18 protein-coding genes are annotated in these 24508 nt (G+C 40.4%); 14 read left to right on the top strand and 4 right to left on the bottom strand.

Annotated elements, in window-relative coordinates:
- Positions 1-5: 5 nt before the first annotated feature.
- The 3 genes from ACXIUD_RS05425 to tamL all read right to left on the bottom strand — a co-directional run bounded on the left by ACXIUD_RS05425 (position 6) and on the right by tamL (position 4953).
- Positions 6-590 carry a hypothetical protein gene (locus ACXIUD_RS05425; protein WP_458051605.1) on the bottom strand — a complete coding sequence of 195 codons (585 nt, stop codon included), beginning with the start codon at positions 588-590 and terminating at the stop codon, positions 6-8.
- Between the two features lie 150 nt (positions 591-740).
- The gene (locus tag ACXIUD_RS05420) at positions 741-2474 is read right to left on the bottom strand and encodes a phospho-sugar mutase (protein WP_458051604.1); all 1734 of its coding nucleotides are present in this window, start codon (positions 2472-2474) and stop codon (positions 741-743) included.
- A gap of 97 nt (positions 2475-2571) precedes the next feature.
- The gene (gene tamL / locus ACXIUD_RS05415) at positions 2572-4953 is read right to left on the bottom strand and encodes a translocation and assembly module lipoprotein TamL (RefSeq protein ID WP_458051603.1); all 2382 of its coding nucleotides are present in this window, start codon (positions 4951-4953) and stop codon (positions 2572-2574) included.
- 47 nt (positions 4954-5000) lie between these two features.
- Between tamL and ACXIUD_RS05410 the strand changes: the two genes are divergently transcribed.
- The 6 genes from ACXIUD_RS05410 to ACXIUD_RS05385 all read left to right on the top strand — a co-directional run bounded on the left by ACXIUD_RS05410 (position 5001) and on the right by ACXIUD_RS05385 (position 13178).
- Positions 5001-5759: a TrmH family RNA methyltransferase gene (locus ACXIUD_RS05410; protein WP_458051602.1), complete on the top strand. Its 759-nt coding sequence runs from the start codon at positions 5001-5003 to the stop codon at positions 5757-5759.
- Between the two features lie 13 nt (positions 5760-5772).
- On the top strand, positions 5773-6753 hold the full coding sequence (locus ACXIUD_RS05405) for a bile acid:sodium symporter family protein (RefSeq protein WP_458051601.1): 981 nt from the start codon (positions 5773-5775) through the stop codon (positions 6751-6753).
- 463 nt (positions 6754-7216) lie between these two features.
- Positions 7217-7651 (top strand): hypothetical protein, encoded by a 435-nt coding sequence (locus ACXIUD_RS05400; RefSeq protein WP_458051600.1) that lies wholly within the window; start codon positions 7217-7219, stop codon positions 7649-7651.
- 392 nt (positions 7652-8043) lie between these two features.
- Positions 8044-11022, top strand: a complete 2979-nt coding sequence (locus ACXIUD_RS05395) for a SusC/RagA family TonB-linked outer membrane protein (protein ID WP_458051599.1) — start codon at positions 8044-8046, stop codon at positions 11020-11022.
- A 38-nt stretch (positions 11023-11060) separates the two neighbouring features.
- Entirely contained in the window at positions 11061-12392 is a 1332-nt protein-coding gene (locus ACXIUD_RS05390) for a RagB/SusD family nutrient uptake outer membrane protein (protein ID WP_458051598.1), read from the top strand.
- 81 nt (positions 12393-12473) lie between these two features.
- Complete coding sequence (locus ACXIUD_RS05385; protein WP_458051597.1) at positions 12474-13178, top strand: class I SAM-dependent methyltransferase; 705 nt, start codon at positions 12474-12476, stop codon at positions 13176-13178.
- Positions 13179-13258: 80 nt separating this feature from the next.
- On the opposite strand, the gene ACXIUD_RS05380 is transcribed toward ACXIUD_RS05385, so the two are convergent.
- Entirely contained in the window at positions 13259-14827 is a 1569-nt protein-coding gene (locus ACXIUD_RS05380; RefSeq protein ID WP_458051596.1) for a S8 family peptidase, read from the bottom strand.
- Positions 14828-15116: 289 nt separating this feature from the next.
- Between ACXIUD_RS05380 and ACXIUD_RS05375 the strand changes: the two genes are divergently transcribed.
- From ACXIUD_RS05375 to ACXIUD_RS05340, 8 genes are all read left to right on the top strand, one after another.
- Positions 15117-15764 (top strand): ROK family protein, encoded by a 648-nt coding sequence (locus ACXIUD_RS05375; protein WP_458051595.1) that lies wholly within the window; start codon positions 15117-15119, stop codon positions 15762-15764.
- Complete coding sequence (locus ACXIUD_RS05370) at positions 15755-16312, top strand: outer membrane beta-barrel protein (RefSeq protein ID WP_458051594.1); 558 nt, start codon at positions 15755-15757, stop codon at positions 16310-16312. The genes ACXIUD_RS05375 and ACXIUD_RS05370 overlap by 10 nt, the downstream gene beginning before the upstream one ends.
- Positions 16313-16369: 57 nt before the next feature.
- Complete coding sequence (locus ACXIUD_RS05365) at positions 16370-16822, top strand: thioredoxin family protein (RefSeq protein ID WP_458051593.1); 453 nt, start codon at positions 16370-16372, stop codon at positions 16820-16822.
- Positions 16823-16846: 24 nt separating this feature from the next.
- Positions 16847-18229, top strand: a complete 1383-nt coding sequence (gene mnmE / locus ACXIUD_RS05360) for a tRNA uridine-5-carboxymethylaminomethyl(34) synthesis GTPase MnmE (RefSeq protein ID WP_458051592.1) — start codon at positions 16847-16849, stop codon at positions 18227-18229.
- Positions 18230-19176: 947 nt separating this feature from the next.
- Positions 19177-19995 (top strand): KilA-N domain-containing protein, encoded by an 819-nt coding sequence (locus ACXIUD_RS05355; RefSeq protein ID WP_458051591.1) that lies wholly within the window; start codon positions 19177-19179, stop codon positions 19993-19995.
- 676 nt (positions 19996-20671) lie between these two features.
- Positions 20672-21970, top strand: coding sequence for a DASH family cryptochrome (locus tag ACXIUD_RS05350; RefSeq protein ID WP_458051590.1), 1299 nt, complete (start codon positions 20672-20674; stop codon positions 21968-21970).
- Positions 21971-22249: 279 nt separating this feature from the next.
- Positions 22250-22807, top strand: a complete 558-nt coding sequence (locus tag ACXIUD_RS05345) for a hypothetical protein (RefSeq protein WP_458051589.1) — start codon at positions 22250-22252, stop codon at positions 22805-22807.
- Positions 22808-23262: 455 nt separating this feature from the next.
- Positions 23263-24507 (top strand): ATP-binding protein, encoded by a 1245-nt coding sequence (locus ACXIUD_RS05340; RefSeq protein ID WP_458051588.1) that lies wholly within the window; start codon positions 23263-23265, stop codon positions 24505-24507.
- The last annotated feature ends 1 nt before the right edge of the window (position 24508 follow it).

Raw genomic sequence — 24508 nt, 5'->3', positions numbered from 1 at the left:
TACTATTATATATTCTCAACGAAGTTAGGTAAGAAAAATCGGCCATTGGTTATTTGGATGGTTCTTCGTTGATTTAATGGTCTATCATCTTCCATATCCACTAATACGCCGTCAAATACTCCTGTTGTTCCTTCAGAAGAAAAGTCCACCAATCGTATAGAGGCATTTTCAGGGGTTCCTGGGTTTAATGAAGCCAAATTCAAGGCGCCCCAAGCTTTTCCATTTTCATCTAGGTAAAAGAACCCTATGGATGGTGAGGTTACATTATTTACTACAATAGGTATCTGCATTTCATAGGTAAATCCTAGTTCTAGTCTGCTGACTGTTCGCAAAGCAATGACAATCGCATTTCTTTCAGTATTATTCCCTGTAACCATGGTCCATGTAGTGAGTCGAATATTGTTTTGACTATCATCAATAAAAACAATATTAGCATCACGGTTAGCACGGAAATTTTTTTCAACTCCATCTACATTAAAACTGTAGAAGTAATCTGGACGATCGTCTTCACGGTCGCAAGCAGTGTTGAATAAAAGGATGATTCCAAGAAATAGGAGGGGTAAATAATTTTTCATAAGCGTACTCTTCATAGTCTAGGTCTTTATTTTTTTGAAGTGACCTTTTGCAAAAATATTCTATTTTTTCGCAAGTAACATACAGAATAACTGAATAAATTGGAGGTGCATAAAAAAATGGCACCTTGGGTAAGGTGCCATTTCTCTACAAGATTGCGTAAGTTATTAGCTAAAAAAGGTTTTCAACTTGTTGATTCTTCCTTCTAAGGATGCTTCTACTGCTTCATAAGCTGCTCTATTTTCCAAAGGAGCATTCACAGAGAAATAATACTTGATTTTTGGTTCGGTACCGGATGGTCGTGCAGAAATTTTGCTTCCATCTTCCAAATAAAACTGAATCACATTTGATTTATCCATTTTCAATTCCGTTTCAGTTCCATTCACAGTATCAAATATTTTACTTTCCTTAACATCTACTACTTTTACCACAGGGATTCCCGCCATCTCCGTTGGTGTATTGGTTCTGAAACCTGCCATCAGAGCTTGGATTTGTTCTGCTCCGTCTTTTCCTTTTTTGGTTACAGAAATCAATGATTCCTTATAGAAACCAAATTTTGTATAAATCTCTGCCAACACATCTCTTACAGTCATGCCTTTGGATTTGTAATAAGCGACAATTTCAGCAACCATTGCGCAAGCAGAAACTCCATCTTTATCACGCACAAAATCACCTATCAAGTATCCATAGCTTTCTTCACCACCACCGATGTAAGTAGCTTTTCCTTCCAAATTACGGATGACTTCTGCGATATTTTTGAAGCCTGTCAAAACCGAGTAACAAGTCACTCCAAAGCCTTTACAGATTTCATCAATGAGTTCGGTAGTGACAATCGTATTGACTAAAAACTGATTTCCATCTAATTTTCCTTGCTCTTTCCATTTGCTCAAAAGGTAATAGGTTAACAAGGAACCTGTTTGGTTACCATTCAATAATTCATAGCCACCTTTTCCATCTGGTACGCAAGCGGCATAGCGATCACCATCTGGGTCACAGGCCAATACCAATTCAGCCCCAACTTCTTTACCAAGTGCCAATGCCATGGTCAAAGCCTCAGCTTCTTCCGGGTTTGGATAAATCACGGTAGGGAATGTTCCATCTGGTTCTGCTTGTTCTTTGACCACATGCACATTTTCAAAACCAAAAGCCTTCAAAGCAGCAGGCACCATTTTACTCGAAGCACCGTGGATAGGAGAGAAGACTATGGGCATAGATTTATTTGCCTGGATAGCATCCGAAGACAGACTTAAGTCTTGAACTAAACTCAAATAAATAGCATCAAAGTCAGATTCAATATACTCTAATAAAGCATCATTCTTATTCCAATTAACATCGTCTACGGAAGTGATTTTCTGTACTTCAGCGATGATATTTTTATCATGAGGCGCTACTACTTGCCCACCATCGTTCCAATAAGCCTTATAACCGTTGTATTCTTTTGGATTATGGGATGCAGTGACCATCACACCACTTTTACAGCCAAAATACCGGATAGCAAAGGAAAGCATAGGAGTAGGACGCATTTCTCGGAAATACTTCACACGAATACCATTGGCAGTGAATACATTGGCGGTAGTTTCCGCAAAAAGCGTATTATTGATGCGACAGTCATGGGTAATCGCTACAGAAATATCCTCTCCTGGAAAGCTTTTAAGTAAATAATTCGCAAGACCCTGTGTAGCCATGGCAACGGTGTACACATTCATACGGTTCGAACCCACACCCATGATTCCTCTTAAACCACCCGTACCAAACTCGAGCTCTGTATAAAAGGAGTCAATCAATTCGGTGGAGTCATCAGATGCAAGCAAAGACTTTATTTGTGCTTTACTTTTTTCGTCAATGTTGCTATTCAGCCAAGATTCGGCTTTTGCGATGATCTTTGGATCTACTGTTGTCATTGTTTAGAAAAAGTTTTTGGTTGAAAGGTCTAAATTATACAATTTGATCAAATATTTCCACGTCAGGGAGAGAATATGCTGTTTCTTACCAAAGAATTTAAAATGGATACCCGATTCCTATATTGAATACAGCATTGCTTCTTCCTAATCGGGAAGTAAAAAACTCATTAAGGACAAATCGTTGCCCAACTTCCCTAGCAGGATCTACCGCCTTGATTCCCAAATCCAAACGGAGCACTAAAAAGTCAAAATCCATTCGTAATCCGAGACCTGTGCCAACTGCTAATTCACGATAAAATCTATTAAATTCAAAATTTGCACCCGGTCGGGTTGGGTCTTCCAAAAAGGTCCAAGAGTTACCTATATCCACAAAAAAAGCTCCATCAAAGTATCCATATATTTTTGAGCGCAATTCAAACATGCCTTCAAACAAAATATCTCCGGGTTGCTCAAATCGATAATCAAATAGTCCGTTTTCGAGTGTAGGAGGGGTAAAGCTACCTGGCCCCAGTCGCCTAGGCTGCCAAGCACGAATACCTGTACTACCTCCAGCGAAGAAATATTTCTCATAAGGCAAAATCCCATTGCTGACACCATAAGGTCTCGCCATACCTAAATTCAGACGATAAGCGAATGTTTGCTCCCGTGTTAATGGAATATATCTTCTAAAATCTGCCTGAAACTTTAAAAATTGAAAATAGGCCAAGTTTCGTTCTTCAACAAAGCTATTGTTGACGAAATTCAAAGTTGACCCCCCGCTTTCAGCAAAAAGGCGCAATAAAGAGGCTTTATTCCGCTGAAACGCTCCATACTGATTGAAATTAATTATCACTTGTCCTGAAATACTACTCACATAGGAGGGAAGGAAGGAATTGATCAAGTTGTTACCCTGATTTTGTAAATCTTCCAATATCTCCCTAAAATCATTGCTCAGATTTGAGCGAATAAAGTTGGCATCCAATACATTGAGTGTATACTGTTGACGGAGATTTCTTGTATTCCAATTATAACTCAATACACCATTTACACTTTCCCGAATATATTCAGGTCGGTCCACGTAATTATAACCAATCAAAGTGCGTGTTCTAGGGTTATATCTACCATATTTCTCCAATGAATTACTTGAAAATGGAAATAGAAATTGAGGGAAAATAATGGATGCAGAGGTATTCAATTCCCGGCTTCGGAATACACCACCTTCTCCCGTAGCAGAAACTACTCCTTCCAAACCAGCGCGGAAGAAAAACTCAAATATTTCAGCACCTCGGAAAAGGTTTCTATTTCTTAGAGAGTGGGAAAAAAATGGTCCCGGCACCTGTTCGGTGATGCTTGCTCCTAATTGATTGGTGATTTGATATTTTTGGTTGGGTTGAGTGAAAATTCTTGGCCTTAAAACATCTCCCAAGGTATCGAAGGCAATATTTACAAAACGAAATAAGTCCAAATTGGCCAACTGTCGTTGTGTTTCTATGACGTTGGTTTTATTGTATAAATCGCCTTTGTTCAAAAATATCCGGGAAGAAATTATTTTTTCGGAGTACTTGTCATCATACAATTCAAAATTTACATCACGATGACGGGTACGCTGATTATTTCGGAATACTACATCTTCTGGCGCATCTAAGGTAAAGTAAATAGAGTCTAGCACAAAAACCTGATGACTATCAGCATAGATGGGCTTACGGATGATTTGTTCAATATTCACAATGTGCGACACAGTATCTTTGTACACATTGTACTCTATGTATGAGCGGGTAAAGGTGTAAAACCCATTATCCTTCAACAAGTCTTCTACTCGCTGACGTTCTTTAGTAAGATTACTTTGTGCATAAGCATTTCCCGATTTGACAAATGAATTTTGGTTACGTGCAGTTAATAACTTGTAAATGTCTTCATTTTCAGACCTGGTGTAAAACGAATCAATTTTATAAACGGCATTTTCCGAAATCAAATAGTCTACAACTGCTTTTTTTCCTTGTTTGCGAACAATAAAATCCGTTTGGGCATCAAAAAAACCATTATTCTGAAGGTAATAGAGCATTTGTTTGCTGGATTCAGCCGTGATAATAGAATCGTAAACTACTCTGGGATTGCCCGTTCGCATAAAGAAATTACCATAGCTAAGCTTTTTTTCTAGAGAGCTTAGATTGTTATTGATTTTGATAAACCGGCGCTGTTCTTTTCTATCCCAAACAACGGTATCTCGTTTGGCCAAAAGAGCCCTGCGTTCTTGCTGAAAATTATCCCGCCGATTTTCATGTTTAGCACTGTCAAAGATTGATAAGCCAAAATTATAAATAGAAACACCTACAGAAGTTCCGATCAAAGGGACAGTAGTATTGGGTTGTTGTCTTATGAGATTATTGAGCGCTCCTTTATCTGCTTCATTAATGCCTTTAATGGTGGTATTGGTTAATAAATATTCTCCTTCCTTGAGTCCACGTGTAAGCGAACATGAAGAAAATAAAAGTACAAGCAAGAGAAAGTTTATATATTTGGCTTTGATCACAACGAGGCAATTACCGAATGCTAAGCAAAAATACGCTTAAGTTTATTAAATCCTTACACCAAAAAAAATTCCGCAAGCAGGAGCAGTCTTTTTTTGTGGAAGGTAGCAAAAATGTTACAGAATTATTGCTTTCTGATTACGAAATCAGCCATATCCTGGTCACGGACAAATTTGAAAACGAATATGGAAGGTTGCTGAAACAATCCAAGGCGCAGGTGATTTCTGTAAAGGAGCAGGAATTGGTTGCAGCAGGAACTTTTCAAAGCAACGATGCAGCCCTAGCCGTTGCCAAAATTAAAGACAATCAATCCATCGGAATAGACTCCAATGAGTGGGCAATTGCTTTGGACGATGTGCGTGACCCAGGGAATCTGGGTACGATTATCCGAATTGCTGATTGGTATGGCATTAAAAAAATCCTCTTATCTGATGAGTCCGCAGACTTCTATAATCCCAAAGTGCTGAATGCAAGTATGGGTTCATTTACGCGGGTACAGATTCATTATTGTGAATTAACAAACTATTTAGCGTCAATAAAACTACCTGTTTATGGCGCTTTCTTGGATGGTAGCTCAATTTATGAAGCTAGTTTTCCTCAAGGGGGCATTCTATTGATGGGTAACGAATCTCAGGGGATTTCGAAAGCGGTAGAAAAGTTTGTAACGCATAAGGTTAAAATCCCAGCATTTGGTAAAGCCGAATCGTTGAATGTTGCTATTGCAACTGCCGTATGTTGTGATAATATCCGAAGACAACAAGTTCCCAATCTACGCTAATTGAAGGAAAGGAATGTCCAAAATCAGAAATACACTTACCAAAGTAGGCATCAATAATTTTTTCTTTTTGCTGGTAGGAATGATTGTAGTGGCTAAATTTTTTCCACAATGGGGGACGAGCGATGGGCCATTACCTTTGAAGGAAATTACTGCCGTTGGAATCTCGGTGATTTTCTTTTTTTATGGGGTCAAGCTCAGCCCTCAAAAGCTTAAGGAAGGACTTAAAAACTGGCGTTTGCACATCCTGATTCAAGCAACCACCTTCCTGATCTTCCCTTTATTTATTCTGTTTTTGTACCAGATTTTCGGAGATGAAAGTAATTATTTTTGGTTGGGAACATTTTATTTAGCCGCATTACCTTCAACTGTTTCTTCATCAGTTGTGATGGTGTCTATAGCAGGAGGGAATCTCCCTGCGGCTATTTTCAATGCCAGCATTTCAAGTATGGTAGGAATTTTCATTACGCCTCTTTGGATGGATGTGATGCTTCCAGAGACAGCAGTGGCTTTTGACTTAACAGATACTTTCATCAAATTGAGCTTACAGGTTTTGCTCCCTGTGATTATTGGCCTTTTGATGCATCAGTACCTGATTGGTTTTGTTAATAAGTTTTCAAAAGCCTTGAAAAACTTTGATCAGGGAATTATTTTATTGATTATTTTCTCGGCTTTTGCTGAATCCTTCGCAGAGAAAATGTTTGATGATCACAGTGCCGCTACTATCATGGGACTTGGTGGATTGATGTTGCTATTGTTTGTCTTAATGGCTTTGGCTATGTGGGGATTGTCCTATGCATTGAAATTTTCGAGGGAAGACACCATCACAGTGATTTTTTGCGGAAGCAAAAAATCTTTGGTGCAAGGGGCTGTCATGGGTAGAGTTATGTTTCCCGACCCCGTTATGTTTGGACTTATCTTGCTTCCGCTGATGATTTATCATGCCCTCCAATTAATGGCTGGTTCTGCCTTGGCGCAGAAGTTGAAGTTGGAATAGAATTTTTTTGTACCAAGTACCAAGTACCAAGTACCAAGTACCAAGAACCAAGTACGAAGTACCAAGTAGGGATTTGAGTAATGGAAATAAGAAACAAGAAACAAGAATCAAGAATCAAGAAACAAGAGTTAAGACTTAAGAGACGAGAAGCGAGCTTGTCTACTGTTGGTAAGGAGTTTAAAAACTAGGAACAAGAGACAAATCTTGTCCCGGAAATCAAGAAGGTTCAACCTTTGATCAATCTTCATTTCTAATTTTTCTTTCCTAACCGTTTGCTTCGACTGCGCTCAGCACAGGCACTGTTCACTATTCCACTGCTCACTGTTCACTGTTCGCCCAACCGTTGACAGTGGGGGTTAGCAGTGGACACCACTACACTAGTTACCGTTAACTTCTTCGGTAATTTCCCTTGTTTGTTCAACCTTTCCCTCTTAATTTCGTCCCTTATTCAAACGGTAAACATATGTACATAGGATTAAAGCATGCGCATTCTGGCCTGGCTTATTTGGCCTTGGCAGCCTTATTGATAGTGATGATTTATGCATTGGTAGGTGCATTGAGCAATCGGGAGTTTACGGAAAAAGACCGAAAATTTGCCATGATTGCTTTTATTCTATCCCACATCCAACTATTAGTAGGATTGATTTTATACTTTGTTAGCCCGGTAGGTTTCTCCCTTTTGACTGGAGGTGGCGCCATGGGAGACAAAATTGCACGTCTTACCGCGTTGGAGCATCCAGTAATCAATATCATAGCAATTGTATTGATTTCTGTTGGTTATATCCGCGCTAAGAAATTAACAGAGAGCAAAGCCAAATTCAGATCTATCTACATGATGTATGGGATTGGTTTAGTATTAATTCTATCTAGAATTCCTTGGCATAGCTGGTTGGGATAGTCAATCTCACAGACCTATCGGATAGGATAGATTACACACAGAAGACTAGGGAAAGCATCAAACCTCATTGGTTTGATGCTTTTTTTTGATGCTTTTTTTTGCAATAAATTGCAAGATTTTGAGCGTTTTTACTTTTCTATTTTCTAAAATCATTTTTAAAGGGTGCTTGCAATTGTTTCAAAATAATATTTCGAGGGATTTCAATCTTCAAAAGATTAGTCTTTTTTTGCTTGCATTATTAAAAAAAATTATAAAAGTTGTTTATTGTTGAGTAATTATTTATTAGAATTGTAGAGAAAGGTTTTTTCATTACATGAATTTTCATCAATGAAACAGCCTGAAAATTTATAAGTAAAGCTTCATAAGTTATTCACCTAACTCAAAAAAAACCTATGTTACAAAACTACAAAATTGTGCAAAGCATTCGGAAGTTGCTGTTTTTTACGCTTCTTGCCGTTTTTGGAATTGCCCAGGTGGGGATTGCCCAACAAGCATACACCTTAAAAGGTAAAATTACAGATAGCCGGACTGGTGAAGAGGTATTTGGTGCCACTGTTGCAATAACAGGAACGAGCATTGGGGCCGTCTCTGATTTGGATGGGAATTACATGTTGAGTTTAAATCAGGGTCCTGGATCAATCCGTTTGGTTGTAAGGGCGATTGGCTATGCCTCTCGAAACCTTGAACTGACACTTGGCAATCAGACTGAAATTACCAACAATTTTGCATTGAATCCTGATTTAATGAATTTGGATGAGGTGATCATTACAGGAACTTCTGCGGGTACCTCTAGAAGACAACTGGGAAACGCAATTGCCACCGTAGGACAACGTGAGTTGGAAGAAACAGGAGCAATTGCCGTAGATCAAGCATTATCAGGTAAAATTGCAGGGGCATTGGTACAGCAAAACTCTGGAGATCCAGCTGGGGGTATTTCGGTTCGACTAAGAGGATCAAGTACCATTACCGGTAGCTCGGATCCCTTGTATATCATCGATGGTGTTTTAGTCAACAACAACAGTAATCAATTGGTAGACATCGGAGGTACCGCTCAAAATAGATTAGTGGACATTAATCCGGCTGATATTGAGCGGATTGAAGTATTGAAAGGGGCAGCAGCGGCGGCCATCTATGGTTCACGGGCAAGTAATGGAGTCGTTCAGATCTTTACCAAGCGAGGTAAATCAGGAAAACCACAATTCAGCCTTTCCACAGCTTTCCGATCCAATGAATTGAGAAGAAAAATTCCTTTCAACCAAGTTCCGTTGGATTGGACAGTACCAGGGAATAGAAATAACTTTGAGACTTTTCCAGTGGAGCGATTTGACTATCAGGACCTGATTTTCCGCACAGCTTATGGGACAGAAAATAATCTTTCCGTCAGTGGAGGTTCCGACAAAACGAAATACTTTGGATCCATAGGTTATTTGAACAATGGTGGTATCATTCAAAATACCAATTTCCAACGTTTTGGAGCCCGTTTGAATGTGGATCAGACTGTAAGCGATTGGTTGAAATTCAGTTTTGGTGTCAATTATAGCCGTAGTCAAAGTGCAGATATGCCAAACGGCGGTATCAACGCAGTAGATGGTGCGTTGACCGGTTTTGTATTTTCAAACAACCGGGTAAATCCAAGACCTGATGCATCAGGTGTCTATCCTGCGACATCCTTATTGGTGCCTCGTTCCAATCCTTTGGAGGCAGTCAATCGATTTGACTATGGTCAGACGACCAATCGTGCGATCACTAACCTAACCATTAATGCCAATCCAACAGAGAAACTCAACATCACCTACATTCTTGGATTTGACTACTACAATCAGTCGGCTTTTGGTTTTATTCCTGTGGGCAATACTTCTTCCAATGCTTTGGGTTGGGCTACCCGGGGTGATGCGAATGTGTATCAGTTTAATAATGACCTGAACATCAGCTATGAGACAGATCTTTCTTCCAGTATTAGATCTACCACAGTAGTAGGAGGTACTTGGCAACAAGATGGTTTTACCCGCATTGGATTGACCTCCGACAGATTGGCACCAACAGTTAGGACAGCCACCGGTGGTACCATTATAGGTGCTATTGACAGCAGAAGTGATGTGTCTTATTGGGGTGGATTTGTGCAACAAACCTTTGGCATCAAAGAAAAACTTTTTCTGACTGGAGCCTTACGTTTGGATGGAGCTTCTGTTTTTGGACCTGAGGAACGTACACAGTTATATGGAAAAGCAAGTGGTTCTTATGTGATTTCTCAAGAAGAATTTTTCAAAAGAACTTTTGGGAATAACATCAGTAACTTGAAATTAAGGACCTCTTGGGGGCAAGCAGGTAATTTGACCGCCATCGGGGCATTTGACCGTTTCTTGAATTATAATCCTTTTGCATTAGGAGGTGTGAGTGGGGTGGTTTCTTCTACCTTGCTGGGGAATGAAAACTTGGCTCCTGAGATCATGGAGGAATTTGAATATGGGTTTGATGCAAGTTTTTGGAACGATCGTGTAGGTTTGGAATTTACTGTGTTCAATCAGCAGATATCAGATCTTTTATTGCAAAGAGAAGTTGCTTCTTCTACCGGTTTTACCACCAGGTTTGAAAACGTCGGACGAATGCAGAATAAAGGGATAGAGTTATTGCTTCGCATTAATCCCGTGAGAACCAAAGATTTTAATTGGGATATTACGACGACCTATACCCGAATTAGAAATGAAGTCTTGGAGGTAGTGGGAGAGCAGGTAGTTTTACCGGGAAGCTTCGGTACTTCAGTGGTGAGAGCGGGTGAACCCATTGGTGTGTTTTTCCAAGGGTTTTATGCGCGTGATGCCAATGGAAACATTGCATTGGATGCCAATGGTTTTCCGTTTAGAGGTGTGACAGAAGAGGGAAGAAATGTGAAAGTGATTGGTGACCCTAACCCAGATTGGTTTGGATCTGTAATCAATGAATTCAGTTATAAAAATTTCTCATTTAGAATGCAATGGGATGCTGTGATGGGTTTTGATGTATTCAATTGGAATAGAAGGCTACTCGATAATGCCTTATTTGGCGGAGGTGTAAATGCCGGACGAGAACTATTAGGCGAGATTCCAAAAGGAACTGGAGGAGTTCAGGCTGGTATTTTTGAAGAGTTTGTAGAAGATGGTTCATTTGTCAAATTAAGAGAGTTGGCAATCGGTTACAATTACAAGCCTAACAAAGGAGGTATCCAAAATGTACGCTTTAGCCTGATCGGTAGAAATATCCTTTCCATTGATAACTACACAGGTTGGGATCCGGAAATCAATACTCCGGGGCAAAGCAATGGAGTCAGAGGATTTGACTTTGGTGGGGTTCCGATTCCGAGAACCATTCAGTTGGGCGTAAACCTGACCTTTTAATGTTAGTTAAGAAATTCAATGATCAAAAATTTCAACCTATGAAACGATCTCAAAATACAATTACAGCTTTATTGCTAAGTCTAGTCTTGGTGATAGGTGTAAGTTGCGAAACCGAATTTACCAATCCTAATGCACCTACCGACGCGCAGGTGCTCAATTCACGTGAGGGATTATTTGCACTTGGGGTGGGAATCAAACAATTGTATTCCACATCAGGAATTCGATTTATGGTAGAAAATAACGCAGTAACTGCGCGCGAAGCAGCCATCACAACCACATTTATCAACATGATAGAGCTAGAGGAGGGAGGCGATGCCTTGCAGGACTTTAATACCAATGTGGAAGGCCTCTGGGCTACGATGTTGCGGGTGATGTCCATGAGTGAGGATTTGATTCAGGCGGCAGAGCGGGTTGAATTAGCGCCTACTACAAGGGCCAATTTGATTGCCTATGGTTCTTGGTTCAAAGCAATGGCTATTGGTGCTTTAACTCAAAACTATAGCCAAGTGGTGATTCAGACCAATAGAAATAATCAGGCTCAGTTTGTTACGAGAGAACAGGCATATCAGGAGGCAATCCGTTTGCTGGAGGTGGCGAGAACCAACCTTTCAGGAGATATCAGTTCTGAGTTTAGCAATGCGCTTCTCAGAGGAAATATTGATATCCGCAATTCTGTGAATGCATATTTAGCCCGCTTCAATTTGTTTGCCGGGAATTATGATGCAGCTATTACAGCAGCCAATGCTGTTGACAGATCTTCAACTTCCGTTTTTGCTTATGATCAATTGAACCAAAATCCTGTTTGGGCACGCGTCTTCTTAAATAATGCTCCTAATTTCAGACCAAGAGATAATTTTGGTTTACCTGCAAGCTTTACCCTGGACCCAGCAGATGGAAGGTTTGATTTTTACTTAGTACCTTCAGATGCGATCAATATCAATGGTTTTCCTTTAGAAACATTAGCTGGATTTTTCACGACGGATACGGGACCGATTCCTGTCTATTTGCCGGGAGAAATGTCCCTGATTATAGCTGAAGCAAACCTGAGAAAGTCATCTCCGGATTTGCAGGCAGCTGTCAGTGCCATCAACGATGTACGCACCAAGACCAATGATCCATTTGGAATCAATGCTGATCTTAGCCCATACAGTGGCCCCATGACTATTGATGCTTTATTAAATGAGGTGTATGTCAATAGAAGACTCGAGTTGTTCTTTACTGGGGTGAGTTTGGTTGATAGCAGAAGATTCAATCGGCCTGCTCCAACAGGGTCTCGTCAGTTTCAGGAAGAAAGAAATAGAAATTTCTATCCTTTCCCTTTACGAGAGCGGAATAATAACCCTAACACACCTGCCAATCCACCGATCTAATCCTATATACCAAGAAGCTACTTTGCAAAGAGTAGCTTCTTTTTTTGTCTAAATTTTAGTAAATCATTGAAAAATAGTTTTATGAGTCAGACCATAGAAACCTGGAAAACAAATGTAGGAGAGTGGGTTCATGTAATTCAAACCAACAGTATTCCCTCGAGGGCTATCACTAATCCAGCAATTGTGGAAGCGGTGGTACAAAACTGTCAAGGAAGTATTCTGGACCTAGGCTGTGGGGAAGGGTGGCTTTGTCGTGCCTTACAGAAGGTGGGCTTTCAAACCTTCGGCATTGATGGTACAGAAGGCTTGATCGAAGAAGCCAAAAAACAGGGGTCTTCAGATGGATTTGATTGCTTAAGTTTTGAACAGATCATTGCCTGGTCTCAAAAGAAAGGTACATTCCCATTATTGGATCAGTTGGCTAAACAGCCGTTTAGCGGGCTGGTGTTTAATTTTTGTCTGTATGGGGATGTTGATACCGAAGCTTTGTTGAAAGCAGTAAAACCCTTGTTAAAGCAAGATGGAAAAGTATATATACAAACGCTCCATCCGTTGGCGCTTATCTCCATGGGTTTGCGCTATGAAAGCCAGTGGATAGCAGATGCTTGGAAAGGATTACCGGGGAATTTTACGAATGGACATCCTTGGTATGCTAGAACATTACAAGATTGGATTTTGCTTTTTTCACAGGCAGGTTTTCAAATGGAGCAGTTATTGGAGCCACAAGGAACGGAGCTTACTATTCCCTCTAGTATAATTTTTATACTCTCTGGTAGTTCAGAATAAGGAGTTTTTCCTTTTTTCACACCATAAAAAAGCCAGCCTTGAATTCAGGGCTGGCTTTTAAAAATAGGTGATTAATTTTTTTAGAAACTAATTGTTACTGCGCTTGAGCAAGTGCTGCTACCAGCTTCACACACAGTGTAAGTTAAAGTTCCTCCACCTCTGAAGTTGGTCTGATCTACATAGGAACCAGAGTTGTTCACAGTAGCGATTTTTGTACCATTTCTAAAGATATCTACCTGAGCAGAAGTAGCACCCGACCAGTTCAAGCTTGCTCTCCATCTACCCTGAACTTTTGTTCCAGATCCGCTTAGCTGTATACCATCAGCAGGCTCTTCAGGCTCTGGCTCTGGATCAGGAGTTGGGTCTGGGTCAGGAGTTTGATCCGGATCTGGAGTGGTGCTTCCGCTTCCCAAAGAGAACAACAGATGATTATTGACAGAGTTGGAATTTGTAACAATATTTTTTGTTGAGGTCTCAGTTAAGAAATCGTATACTGCTTGAGAACTTGCAGAAGGGCTTCCTTGCAAGAATAATGCTGCTACACCTGCCACGTGAGGAGATGCCATGGAAGTACCGGAGATGGTATTGATAGCCGTAGAGCTTGTATGCCAAGCCGCTGTGATGGAAGATCCAGGGGCAAAGATATCCACGCAATTTCCGAAGTTAGAGAAGGATGAACGGCTGTCATTGTTTACAGTAGATCCCACGGTATAGGCTCTAGGAGCACCAGCAGGAGAAGCATTACATGCATTTGCATTGCTATTTCCAGCAGCTACGATCACTGGAACACCAGCATTATACATACGGGCTACCGCGTCATTGACAGCAGTACTGCTACCACCACCCAAAGACATATTCGCAACGGAAGGTCCGCTAGCTTCGGCAGCTACCCAGTCCATACCTGCGATTACACCACTGAAAGAACCAGATCCTCTGCAATCCAAGACACGAACACCTACCAATGTTACATTTTTTGCAACACCGTAAGTAGTTCCACCTACAGTACCGGCGACGTGCGTTCCGTGACCATTACAGTCTTCTGAATTGCCTCCGAAAGCATCATAACCTCTTAGCGCTCTACCACCAAATTCCACATGATCTGTACGGATTCCCGTATCGATGATGTATGCAGTCACACCTTGACCTGTGGCAGTGTATGTATAGGTTCCATTTAAAGGAAGGCTTCGCTGATCGATTCTATCCAAACCCCAAGTAGCATTGGTTTGAGTCGTGGAATATGCATGCACATAGCCATCCTGCTCAATATAATTGACAGCTGGGTCATTTTTTAATAACGCTACTTGATTGTCAGTTAAGGAAACTGCAAAACCAGGCATCAAATTACCAAAAACCACGTCAACGGCTTCGTCAGCCACTTCATAGCGAGATAATATACCTCTAGCTACTTCACGCATGCCAGCCTGTACAAGATCATAATTGTCTGTTTTTCTAAAATTCAAAGTTTCCTCGTGTAAGACCACTATGTATTTACCTGGAATGGGTCCTTCCAGTTTGTCAATAGACGCCATGTCGGCATCAAGCATAGATAAATCTTCTTGTCTTTCCTGACAGGAGGCTGCGAGAAAGACCAACCCAAGGAGGAATGCACCCCATTTGGTTGACCAGTTTTGGTAATTTTTCTTAAACATAAGTTGATGATTGTTAAATTAAAGATGTGCTAGTATAGAAATTAAATCTCAAAAAAAGAATAAAAAAAGAAATTTAATTGGGTTTTCGAGTCACAAAGCAATATTTATGTGTTGAATAGCAGAAAAAAGAAAATGAAATGAATGGTGAGATATTTTTATTTGGCTTCATTTGAAGATCTTGGTATGTTGGATCAATGAGTAATATTTTTTCAACTCAATTGAAGCTTTTGACAAAGTAAAAAGTAGGACATGAACCCCGCTTTTTTTAACTTGCAAAAAAAAATCATCAGTGAAGAAGCTTACACTTGACATCGGAGGCACCAACATTAAAGCTAAAATTGAAGGCCCCGAAGAACGTAGAAAATTTCCCTCAGGACCACATATCACTCCTGCTTTAATGGTAGAAGGTGTTATGGAAATGGTTAAAGATTGGGAATTTGACGTGATTTCCATCGGTTTTCCAGGAATCATCAAAGCAGGAAAAATTATCAACGAACCCGCAAACCTTGGTAGTGGCTGGGTTGGGTTTGATTTTGAACAAGCTTTTGGTAAACCCACCAAGCTAATGAATGACGCCGCTATGCAGGCTTTGGGTTCTTATCAAGGTTCAGGAGTTTTATTATTTTTAGGATTAGGAACTGGCTTGGGCTCTGCGGTAGTAGTAGATGGAACCGTGCTTCCCATGGAGTTGGCCCATTTGAGTTATAGAAGTGGTACTTTTGAGGATTATGTGGGTTTCCGCGGAATGGAAAAGTATGGAAAGGAAGAGTGGCAGCAGCATGTGTTTGCAGTAGTAGAGCGATTCAAAGCCGCATTTTTACCGGATGACATCGTCTTGGGTGGAGGGAAATCGAAGTATTTGACTGAAGTTCCGACCGGTTGTAGATTAGGAAACAATAAACTTGCTTACGAGGGCGGCTTTAAATTATGGCCTTAAGGTTTTTTTCTATCATCGTTTTCTTTTGCTGTGTAAGTGTTGCAGCGGCACAAGAAGTAAAGTTTGGGGTGGGTGTCGGACAATCCCTAGTCAAAGGAGAACAGTCTAAAGAGCGTGTAGCCGGTATCCGATACAATGCTATGTATGAGTTCCAGCCTTATCGATCACCGATTGCTTTTGGTTTTATGGGCTCCTTGATCCAATCCGATGCACTCTATACTCGTCCCAATGGGGAATTCAATGAACAAATGCGGGTAATCCCTGTTGCATTTGTTCCAAAATTGATGTTCAGCGAATACGATTCCAAAGCTTTTGCCAAAGCAATGATTGGAGCCCAGCAAACACGATCCACGGTTACAGGAGATAATTTCAACCGCCAACTTCAGGAATACGGTTTTTATGGAGGAGTAGGAGCGGGGATTGAATTGGGAATTACAAGTTTCTTGTTCCTAATCATGGAATATGAACTCAGTGTGGTAGGTTCCCGTCTGCTCAATAACCCTTTGATTCATTCCGGTCAGGTTGCCATCGGTATCAAATTCAATTAATCCGTGAACTGTAACTCACCTGCTGTTGTTTTTACTCATAATTGTCTAGACATGCGCATGATCAAAACATCTTTAGTGACCCTAATTTTTATCTTTGCTGCCTCAGCAGAGCTTTTAGCTCAAAGTGAAATCACCTGGTTGACTTTTGAGGAAGCGGCTGAGAAAACTATACAAGACCCAAAAATGGTTTTTGTGGACGTCTATACGGACTGGTGTGGATGGTGTAAAAAAATGGACAAAGAAACATTTATGGATCCTGCGGTCGTCAGCTATATCAATGCAAATTTCTATGCTGTCAAATTGAATGCAGAGAAAACAGATCGTGAGATCACCTTTAGGGGCCAAACATATACTGAAGCCAGTATGGCTCGTGCCATGCGTGTGACTTCTTATCCCAATTTTATCATCATGGATGCTTCCATGGAAAACATCACCCAATACCCCGGATATAGAAAGCCTGAGCCTTTTTTGGAAGGACTTACAGCAATCTTAGAACGCTTTATGAAGTAATCCTTCCTTAATCTTTACGTACCTATGAGTTTTTCACTGCATCAAAAAGAAGATACCATTATAGCCTTGGCTACCCCCCAAGGAGTGGGAGCCATTGCAGTCATTCGACTCAGCGGAAAGGATGCAATCAAGCTCACCAATGAAGTTTTCAAAGGCAAGGATCTGGAAAAGCAAGCCTCGCATACCATCCATTTCGGTACTATCCGTGATGGGGAAAAAATCATCGATGAGGTCTTAGTATCCTTGTTTATAGCTCCCAAATCCTTCACCAAAGAAAATGTGGTAGAAATCTCTACCCATGGATCTTCCTATATCGTGAATCAAGTGCTCAAACTTTTGATCCGCAAAGGTGCTCGCCCTGCCAAGCCAGGGGAGTTTACCCAGCGGGCATTTTTGAATGGACAGTTTGACTTAGCGCAGGCTGAGGCGGTGGCGGATTTGATTCATTCGGATTCCGAAGCTTCCCATCAGGCAGCTTTGAATCAGATGCGGGGAGGTTTTTCGAATGAAATTAGTCGCTTGCGCGCGGAGTTGATTCATTTTGCTTCCATGATTGAGTTGGAGTTGGACTTTACAGAAGAGGATGTTGAGTTTGCTTCTCGAGATGATTTAAGAGCTTTGGTAGGGAAGTTGCTGAAAGTGGTGGAATTGCTGATCGGCTCTTTTGATTTAGGGAATGTGATCAAAAATGGTGTTCCGACAGTGATTGCTGGAAAGCCCAATGCAGGAAAGTCCACCTTGCTGAATGCTTTGTTGAACGAGGAGAAAGCCATTGTTTCCGATATTGCGGGTACTACCCGAGATTTTATCGAGGATGAAATCAATATTGGAGGGGTGATATTCCGATTCATCGATACCGCGGGTTTGCGGGAGACCACGGATGTGATTGAGGCGATCGGTGTGAGTCGAACGCAGGAAAAAATGAAGACGGCTTCGCTTATCCTGTATTTATTTGACTTGACCGACACTTCTATGGTGGAGATTCATCGGGATATCAATAAACTGGAAAATTTGGGTGTTCCTTTCCTGAAAGTTGCCAACAAAATTGATAAGGCAGCCCCTTCAATTGTGGAAGAACTTCGAAACACGTACAAGGACACGATTTTCATTTCTGCCGGTAAGAAGGAAAATTTGGATGATCTGAAAAGAAGGATCTTGGAGTTGGTCAACTTAGACAAGTTCAAGACCGGCAACACCATTGTGACCAATATCCGCCACTACGATTCACTGAATAAAACCCGAGAGTCCTTGATTGATGTTTTGACAGGTTTGGACAATGAAGTAACGAATGATTTCTTGGCCATGGATATCAGAAGATCGCTACATTATCTAGGCGAGATCACAGGCGAGATCACAACCGACGATTTGCTAGCGAATATCTTCTCCAAATTCTGTATCGGCAAATAAGCTCGCGGAAGGCGCAGAAGCCACAGAAAGAAAATGAAATGAAACCTTTGAGGTCTTCGGGACCTCGAAGGTTTTTTTAAACACAGATTTTAAATTCGATATTCACGGATTCCCACAGATTTTTTGCTGACGCAAATTGAGGTTGCACGCAGAAGGCGCAGAAATCACATAAATAAAATAAAAGCTGTAAGTGCCAAACGGGCATGGCTTTGTGATTTTGCTAACTTGGAATGGACTATGAAGCAAAAGAAGTTTGGACTATGATTCCTGTAAAAGTTTAATCATAAGTTGACCTTACGACCACGAAGTGGTCAAACCTTTCAATAGCCGCGGGTGCAACCCGTGGTTAGAAGATAAGCCATTCACAAACTCCGGACCCTGAAAGGGTCGAACTCAATCTTGCGCAAATTAGGGCTCGCGGAATGCGCAGAAGCCACGGAAAAAAAAGTAGGATTATCCTCGCAGTTTAATACACAGACTTTAAAATCATCCTTGGTGAAGTCCCTTCCGAGCCGGTTGCGGAAACAGTCCAGGCATAGCCCCTAGGATCCTACACCGTAGGTATTCTAAAGTTCATCTTTTACGGAAAAGTAATTCCTCTTTCCATACGAATATCAATTCAACAATCCTCACAATGGTATTTTGCAGGCATAGGTCGGTGGATGGGTTTGTCTCATAGAAATACGTATTTTCTGGATTCAATAAAAAACCTAAAAATACCGTGATCAGGGTATTTCTTGTTTGAGGGGGAATGGTTAGGTTTGAGCTAAACCAGACTTAGGTCTTAAAAATGGTTTAAGAATTCTTGTTTTTCTAGATTTATAAAGAAGTTGGCGGTCATTTGTAAGGGACAGAACAGCTAAGGTGATGAGGAATCAATGCCAACAAGGATATCTTTTTTTCAACCATAATTTCTTTTTGTAAATTTGATGCTAGCGAAATAAAACATGGCAAAAAGCAGAAAACTAAACGTAAATGAATTTCCGATAACGGTAATCAATCAAAATGAAACTGACTACATAAGCTTAACCGATATGACAGCTTCTTTTCGTGAAGGAAGTGGACTAATCGGCAAATGGGTTACGAACAAAAATACATTGGAATACATTGGGGTTTGGGAAAAAATCAACAACCCAAATTTTAATTACCCCGAATTCGGGGTAATTACCCAAGAGGCAGGAGTGAATAGATTCATAATGTCAGTTGGACAATGGATTGAAAGAACAAATGCAGTTGGCATGCTTGTCAAAGCAGGGCGCTACGGTGGGACTTATGCACACAAAGACATTGCATTTCACTTCGCAATGTGGTTAAGTCCTGAGTTTCAAATATACTTGGTCAACGAATTTCAACGACTGAAAGATGATGAAAACAATCGACTGAAATTAGAATGGAACCTACAAAGGACATTAGCCAAGGTAAATTACCATATTCACACAGACGCTATCAAAGAAAACCTGATACCTCAAGAAGTCACGAAACAACAAGCAAGTTTTGTTTATGCCAATGAAGCCGACCTATTGAATGTAGCACTTTTTGGAATTACGGCAAAAGAGTGGAGGGACAGTAATCCCGATCTAAATGGAAACATAAGAGACTATGCAACATTGGAACAATTAGTTGTATTGAGCAATATGGAAAGTATTAATGCCTTACTTATCCGACAAGAATTAATGCAAAAAGAACGCCTTATCGAACTAAATAAAGTAGCAATAACCCAAATGAAATCCTTACTTGAAAGTAACACAATAAAGAAACTGAAATAAATGCATGAAAACATATAAGGGTTAAACCGAAGTGGAGTACAGCGGCACTTCGACATGGTTCGACAAGCTCACCAACTGTGCTCAGTGACCAAATTTCGGAATTAGCCCCTGTTGATCCTGATAGCAACCTTACGACCACGAAGTGGTCAAACCTTTCAATAGCCGCGGGTGCAACCCGTGGTTAGCAAATAAGCCATTCACAAACTCCGGACCCTGAAAGGGTCGAACTCATTCTTACGCAAATTAGGGCTCGCAGAATGCGCAGAAACCACTGAAAAAAAAGTAGGATTATCCTCGCAGTTTAATACACAGATTTTAAAATAATCCTTGGTGAAGTCCCTTCCGAGCCGCTTGCGGAAACATTCCAGAAATAGCTATCGGGTTCCTACACCGTAGATTTTCTAAAGTTGGTCCTTTATGGAACAATAATTCCTTATTGCAAGCAGAAAACAGGCTAAAATCGTTTACAAAATGATTTTTAACGTCAATTCTTCCCAAAAATCTTAGCCTGATAGGCTTGCTTTGCTGAGTCTTGACCTCTGAAAAGGATTAAATATTTTTTGCTTTTTTGACTTTTAAATAAAAGCCTTGTAAACAATGCCAATTATCAAAAGTTTACATGTTAACAGCCAGTAAGGAACGGCCATTTGAACAAAACTTCCTACCAATACACATAATGAATAATTTAGTCTGGTTTCGAAACGACCTCAGAACACAGGATAATCAATCGCTCTATCGTGCCACAAAAAATACCGGGAAAACGGTTGGGGTATATTGCCTAGACCCTCGACAGTTTGAAACGAATAAGCATGGGTTCAAAAAGACTGAAAAATTCAGGGCAAAATTCCTGCTTGAGACCATTCGGAATCTGAAGAATAACTTGGCAGCCTTGAATATACCTTTGTACGTCTTTCATGATACCCCTGAAAACGTAATTCCCAAACTGGTGGAAGAACACCAAATCAGTGCTATTTTTCTTCAGAAAGAATGGACGCCAGACGAAATGGAAGTAAACGAGAACCTTCAAAACCTGGAAAATATCCGTGGCTTGAAATGGGTAGAAACCTACGATCAATTTTTGTTTCACCCGGATGATATTCCCTACGCTAATTTTGACCAAATCCCGGAAGTGTTTACCGTGTTTAGGAAGAAGTGTGAACAGGCAAGCAAAGTGCGTCCATGTGTAAACGTCAAGCCGCTGCCAGAATCAAACTTTGTCAAAACATCCAATGAACTGCCAACTTTGGAAGATTTGGGATTGGAATCCTTCAGACTAAATAAAAACTCCGCTTTCCCTTTTCGCGGGGGTGAGACGGCAGCACTCAAACGAGTCGAGGAGTACTTCTTCGAAACAGAAAACCTGTCCACCTACAAAAAGACGCGCAATGGACTCATAGGTGAAAGCTACAGCTCCAAGCTTTCAGCCTGGCTTGCCAACGGCAGTATTTCAGCCCGAACCATTTATTGGGAAGTTAGAAATTACGAGCGTGAAGTATGCAAGAATGAAGATACGTATTGGTTGATTTTCGAACTGATTTGGCGTGATTACTTCAAGTATGTGTCATTAAAGCACGGAAAGAAAATCTTCAAATTGGACGGTATTCTTGGCATTGAATACGAGTGGAAAAGCAATGACAAAGCCTTTCGTGAGTGGGTCAATGGCAACACGCGTGAGCCTTTTGTCAATGCTAATATGATCGAACTGCAGCGTACAGGTTTCATGAGTAATCGCGGCAGACAGAATGTGGCCAGTTTTTGGGCAAAAGAATGGAAGCAAGATTGGCGTATCGCAGCCAAATATTTTGAAAGTATGCTCATTGACTACGATGTACACTCCAACTACGGGAATTGGATGTACAATGCAGGTGTTGGCAATGACCCAAGAGATCGGGTATTCAACATCAAACGTCAAGCAGAGATGTATGATCCGCAAGGAAAGTATCAGAAGCTTTGGCTTAATCCTGATTTATTTTAGATATAGGAAGCTATTGGAAAAAATTCAAAATAGCCTAAAATCATACGTAGAGGTCGATTTCTCAAAAATCGACTTCTATTTTTTTGAACACAGTTTGCCCTCTACATTTAAAAAAATCCCAAAACCTAGCATCAAACCAAATGAAAATCCATTAAAAACCCATGCCAATTCCCTGACCTTTGGGATTAAACTTCAAGGAAAAAATCAATTCCTTACCTACCTCTTGTATAATTGCCAACAATACCCTTAATTTTGACGAAGAAAGTTATGGAATTACCTATGAAAAACTTGATTGCAGTTGCTTGCTTATTTGTGTCGTTGAATGCTATGGCCAATGATTTGGTCAATGGATTTGTGGTTTTTTCCAATCAGGATACTGTACAAACACAGATCAAAATCTCAGGTAGAGCACCTATTACTAATTCTGAAGAGTTGGTAGTGGTGCAAAATGGAGAAGAGAAAGTTTACAAAGCTACAAGAAAGGAAGTACTGGCTTATGGTTTCGAATTTGCTCAAGTTTCTTATACTTATCGTTTTTTTGATATCAAGAAAAGTTATGGGAGTGGCTTTTTCCGACTGATTGAGGGAGGAGAGAATTTTGAACTTTATGAAATGAAAGTAAAAGGTATCGAACGTGAATTGGAAGTAGCTAACTCTCACTATGTACTGCGCAAAACTTCCGGTGACTATGTAAATTTCACGACCTCATTGTTTGGAAACTGGAAAAAGAGGTTAAAAGATTTTATAGGTGATAAGCCCGAGGCCTTGAAAGAATTAAATGGATTAAAAAGAAATGATGTGGCTGTATTTGTCCGCTTTCTGAATACGTTGGAGTAACCCTTCCCAAACTAAATCTTCGTCAAATCTTTCTTATCTGCTTTATTTGCAAGAGCACCTTAGTTCAAGAATAAATTTTGTTAAATGCTTGTAATAGTGGGTTTTATTTTTTAGATTCGAACTAATAATTAAGAATATTTTAAAATAGTCTTCACCAAACACTTTATTTACGGCCTATTTTGAAATAAAATGCAGCGTAATTCTTTTTGGAAATCATTTTAATTCCGCTCCCTGGGCGAGATTTTCAGTTTACACTGTTTTGATTTTGCAGGCAGCTTTTGCTGTTCGGTCCTCGGACATTCGAGGTTTTTCTTAGTCTATTTTGTTTGGAAATTTATTTTTGGCTTTCCCAAAACCTGATTTTCAAATTGTCCTGTATCTGATTCAATTTTATTGCTTGAAGGATGATTGTGGCTAGTGTTGAAAAGTTTTTATTGGATTGTTTTCAATTTCGAGTGGACCATCGAAAAGGTTTGTTCCAACAACCTTTTTCCAGTTCCGGAAATGGGACCATGGATAAATTTATCCGTGAACATCAACTTCAAATTCCTGAGATAACGGTCATCTTATTGGGTTTGATACCTTACCTTAATCCAAACTTTTTGTATCAAACGATCCGGGAGGTTTTTGACCCAATTAAGGAACTCCCGATTATCGGAGGTTACAAGGGCAAAAATCATCGGGGAATTCTTCCCAATGGGGAAATGACCCTATACCTGCTCGCAGGTGAGGATTTACAGGCTAGAGTGCAATACCTCAACATATTTTCTCCAGATCATTTCCTGTTTAAGAAAAACATCCTCACCCTTGCGCATCCAGCTGAGGGGGAACCGCACTTATCACAACCATTTTTGATCAGTCAGGAGTATTTAGACCTTTTGGTCTTGGGTAAAAAGTACAGTCCTGAATTGAATCCCAAATTTCCTGCTCAATTGCTGCAAACGCCTTTGGATTGGTCTGACTTGATCTTGAGTAACCATACGGCTCTTCAAATTGAAGAAATCAAAATATGGCTGGAGTTCAATGAGCAGCTATTGCAAGATCCTGTGTTGGGTAAAAAGATCCGATCAGGATATGTTGCTCTTTTTTATGGGCCTTCCGGTACAGGCAAAACACTGACAGCAACGCTTTTGGGTAAGCATACGCATAAAGACGTGTACAGAATTGATCTTTCTCAAGTAGTATCAAAATACATTGGGGAAACAGAGAAAAATTTAGCCCTACTCTTTGAAGAGGCCCGTGACCGGGATTGGATTCTTTTCTTTGACGAAGCAGATGCCATTTTTGGTAAGCGAACGAATGTCAAAGATGCCCATGATAAATACGCCAATCAGGAAGTTTCTTATTTACTTCAATTGGTAGAAAACCATCAAGGCTTGGTGATTTTGGCTTCTAATTTTAAAGGAAATATTGATACCGCATTTACCCGAAGATTTCAATCCATCATAGAGTTTGAAATGCCCAAAGCCCAGGAAAGGCTACAGATTTGGCAAAAATCAATACCGACAAGTTTGCCCTTGGAAGAGAAGGAAGAACTGTCCGAGATAGCCAAGCGCTACGAGCTCAATGGAGCAAACATTGTCAATATCGTCCACTACGCAAGTTTGCAGTCCCTGCATCAAAAGTCTAAGCAATTATCCATGCAAAGTCTCCTCAAAGGGATTAAGCGGGAATTTAAGAAAGAAGGTAAACTGCTTTAAC

Source organism: Mongoliitalea sp. (genome assembly GCF_054166905.1).
This window is presented reverse-complemented; position numbering and strand designations above follow the sequence as displayed.

Bases quoted from the DNA above. Each gene is read 5' to 3' on its own strand.
- ACXIUD_RS05425 (WP_458051605.1), bottom strand. From the start codon at position 590: ATGAAGAGTACGCTTATGAAAAATTATTTACCCCTCCTATTTCTTGGA.
- ACXIUD_RS05420 (WP_458051604.1), bottom strand. From the start codon at position 2,474: ATGACAACAGTAGATCCAAAGATCATCGCAAAAGCCGAATCTTGGCTG.
- ACXIUD_RS05410 (WP_458051602.1), top strand. From the start codon at position 5,001: ATGCTAAGCAAAAATACGCTTAAGTTTATTAAATCCTTACACCAAAAA.
- ACXIUD_RS05405 (WP_458051601.1), top strand. From the start codon at position 5,773: ATGTCCAAAATCAGAAATACACTTACCAAAGTAGGCATCAATAATTTT.
- ACXIUD_RS05400 (WP_458051600.1), top strand. From the start codon at position 7,217: ATGTACATAGGATTAAAGCATGCGCATTCTGGCCTGGCTTATTTGGCC.
- ACXIUD_RS05395 (WP_458051599.1), top strand. From the start codon at position 8,044: ATGTTACAAAACTACAAAATTGTGCAAAGCATTCGGAAGTTGCTGTTT.
- ACXIUD_RS05390 (WP_458051598.1), top strand. From the start codon at position 11,061: ATGAAACGATCTCAAAATACAATTACAGCTTTATTGCTAAGTCTAGTC.
- ACXIUD_RS05385 (WP_458051597.1), top strand. From the start codon at position 12,474: ATGAGTCAGACCATAGAAACCTGGAAAACAAATGTAGGAGAGTGGGTT.
- ACXIUD_RS05380 (WP_458051596.1), bottom strand. From the start codon at position 14,827: ATGTTTAAGAAAAATTACCAAAACTGGTCAACCAAATGGGGTGCATTC.
- ACXIUD_RS05370 (WP_458051594.1), top strand. From the start codon at position 15,755: ATGGCCTTAAGGTTTTTTTCTATCATCGTTTTCTTTTGCTGTGTAAGT.
- ACXIUD_RS05365 (WP_458051593.1), top strand. From the start codon at position 16,370: ATGATCAAAACATCTTTAGTGACCCTAATTTTTATCTTTGCTGCCTCA.
- mnmE (WP_458051592.1), top strand. From the start codon at position 16,847: ATGAGTTTTTCACTGCATCAAAAAGAAGATACCATTATAGCCTTGGCT.
- ACXIUD_RS05355 (WP_458051591.1), top strand. From the start codon at position 19,177: ATGGCAAAAAGCAGAAAACTAAACGTAAATGAATTTCCGATAACGGTA.
- ACXIUD_RS05350 (WP_458051590.1), top strand. From the start codon at position 20,672: ATGAATAATTTAGTCTGGTTTCGAAACGACCTCAGAACACAGGATAAT.
- ACXIUD_RS05345 (WP_458051589.1), top strand. From the start codon at position 22,250: ATGAAAAACTTGATTGCAGTTGCTTGCTTATTTGTGTCGTTGAATGCT.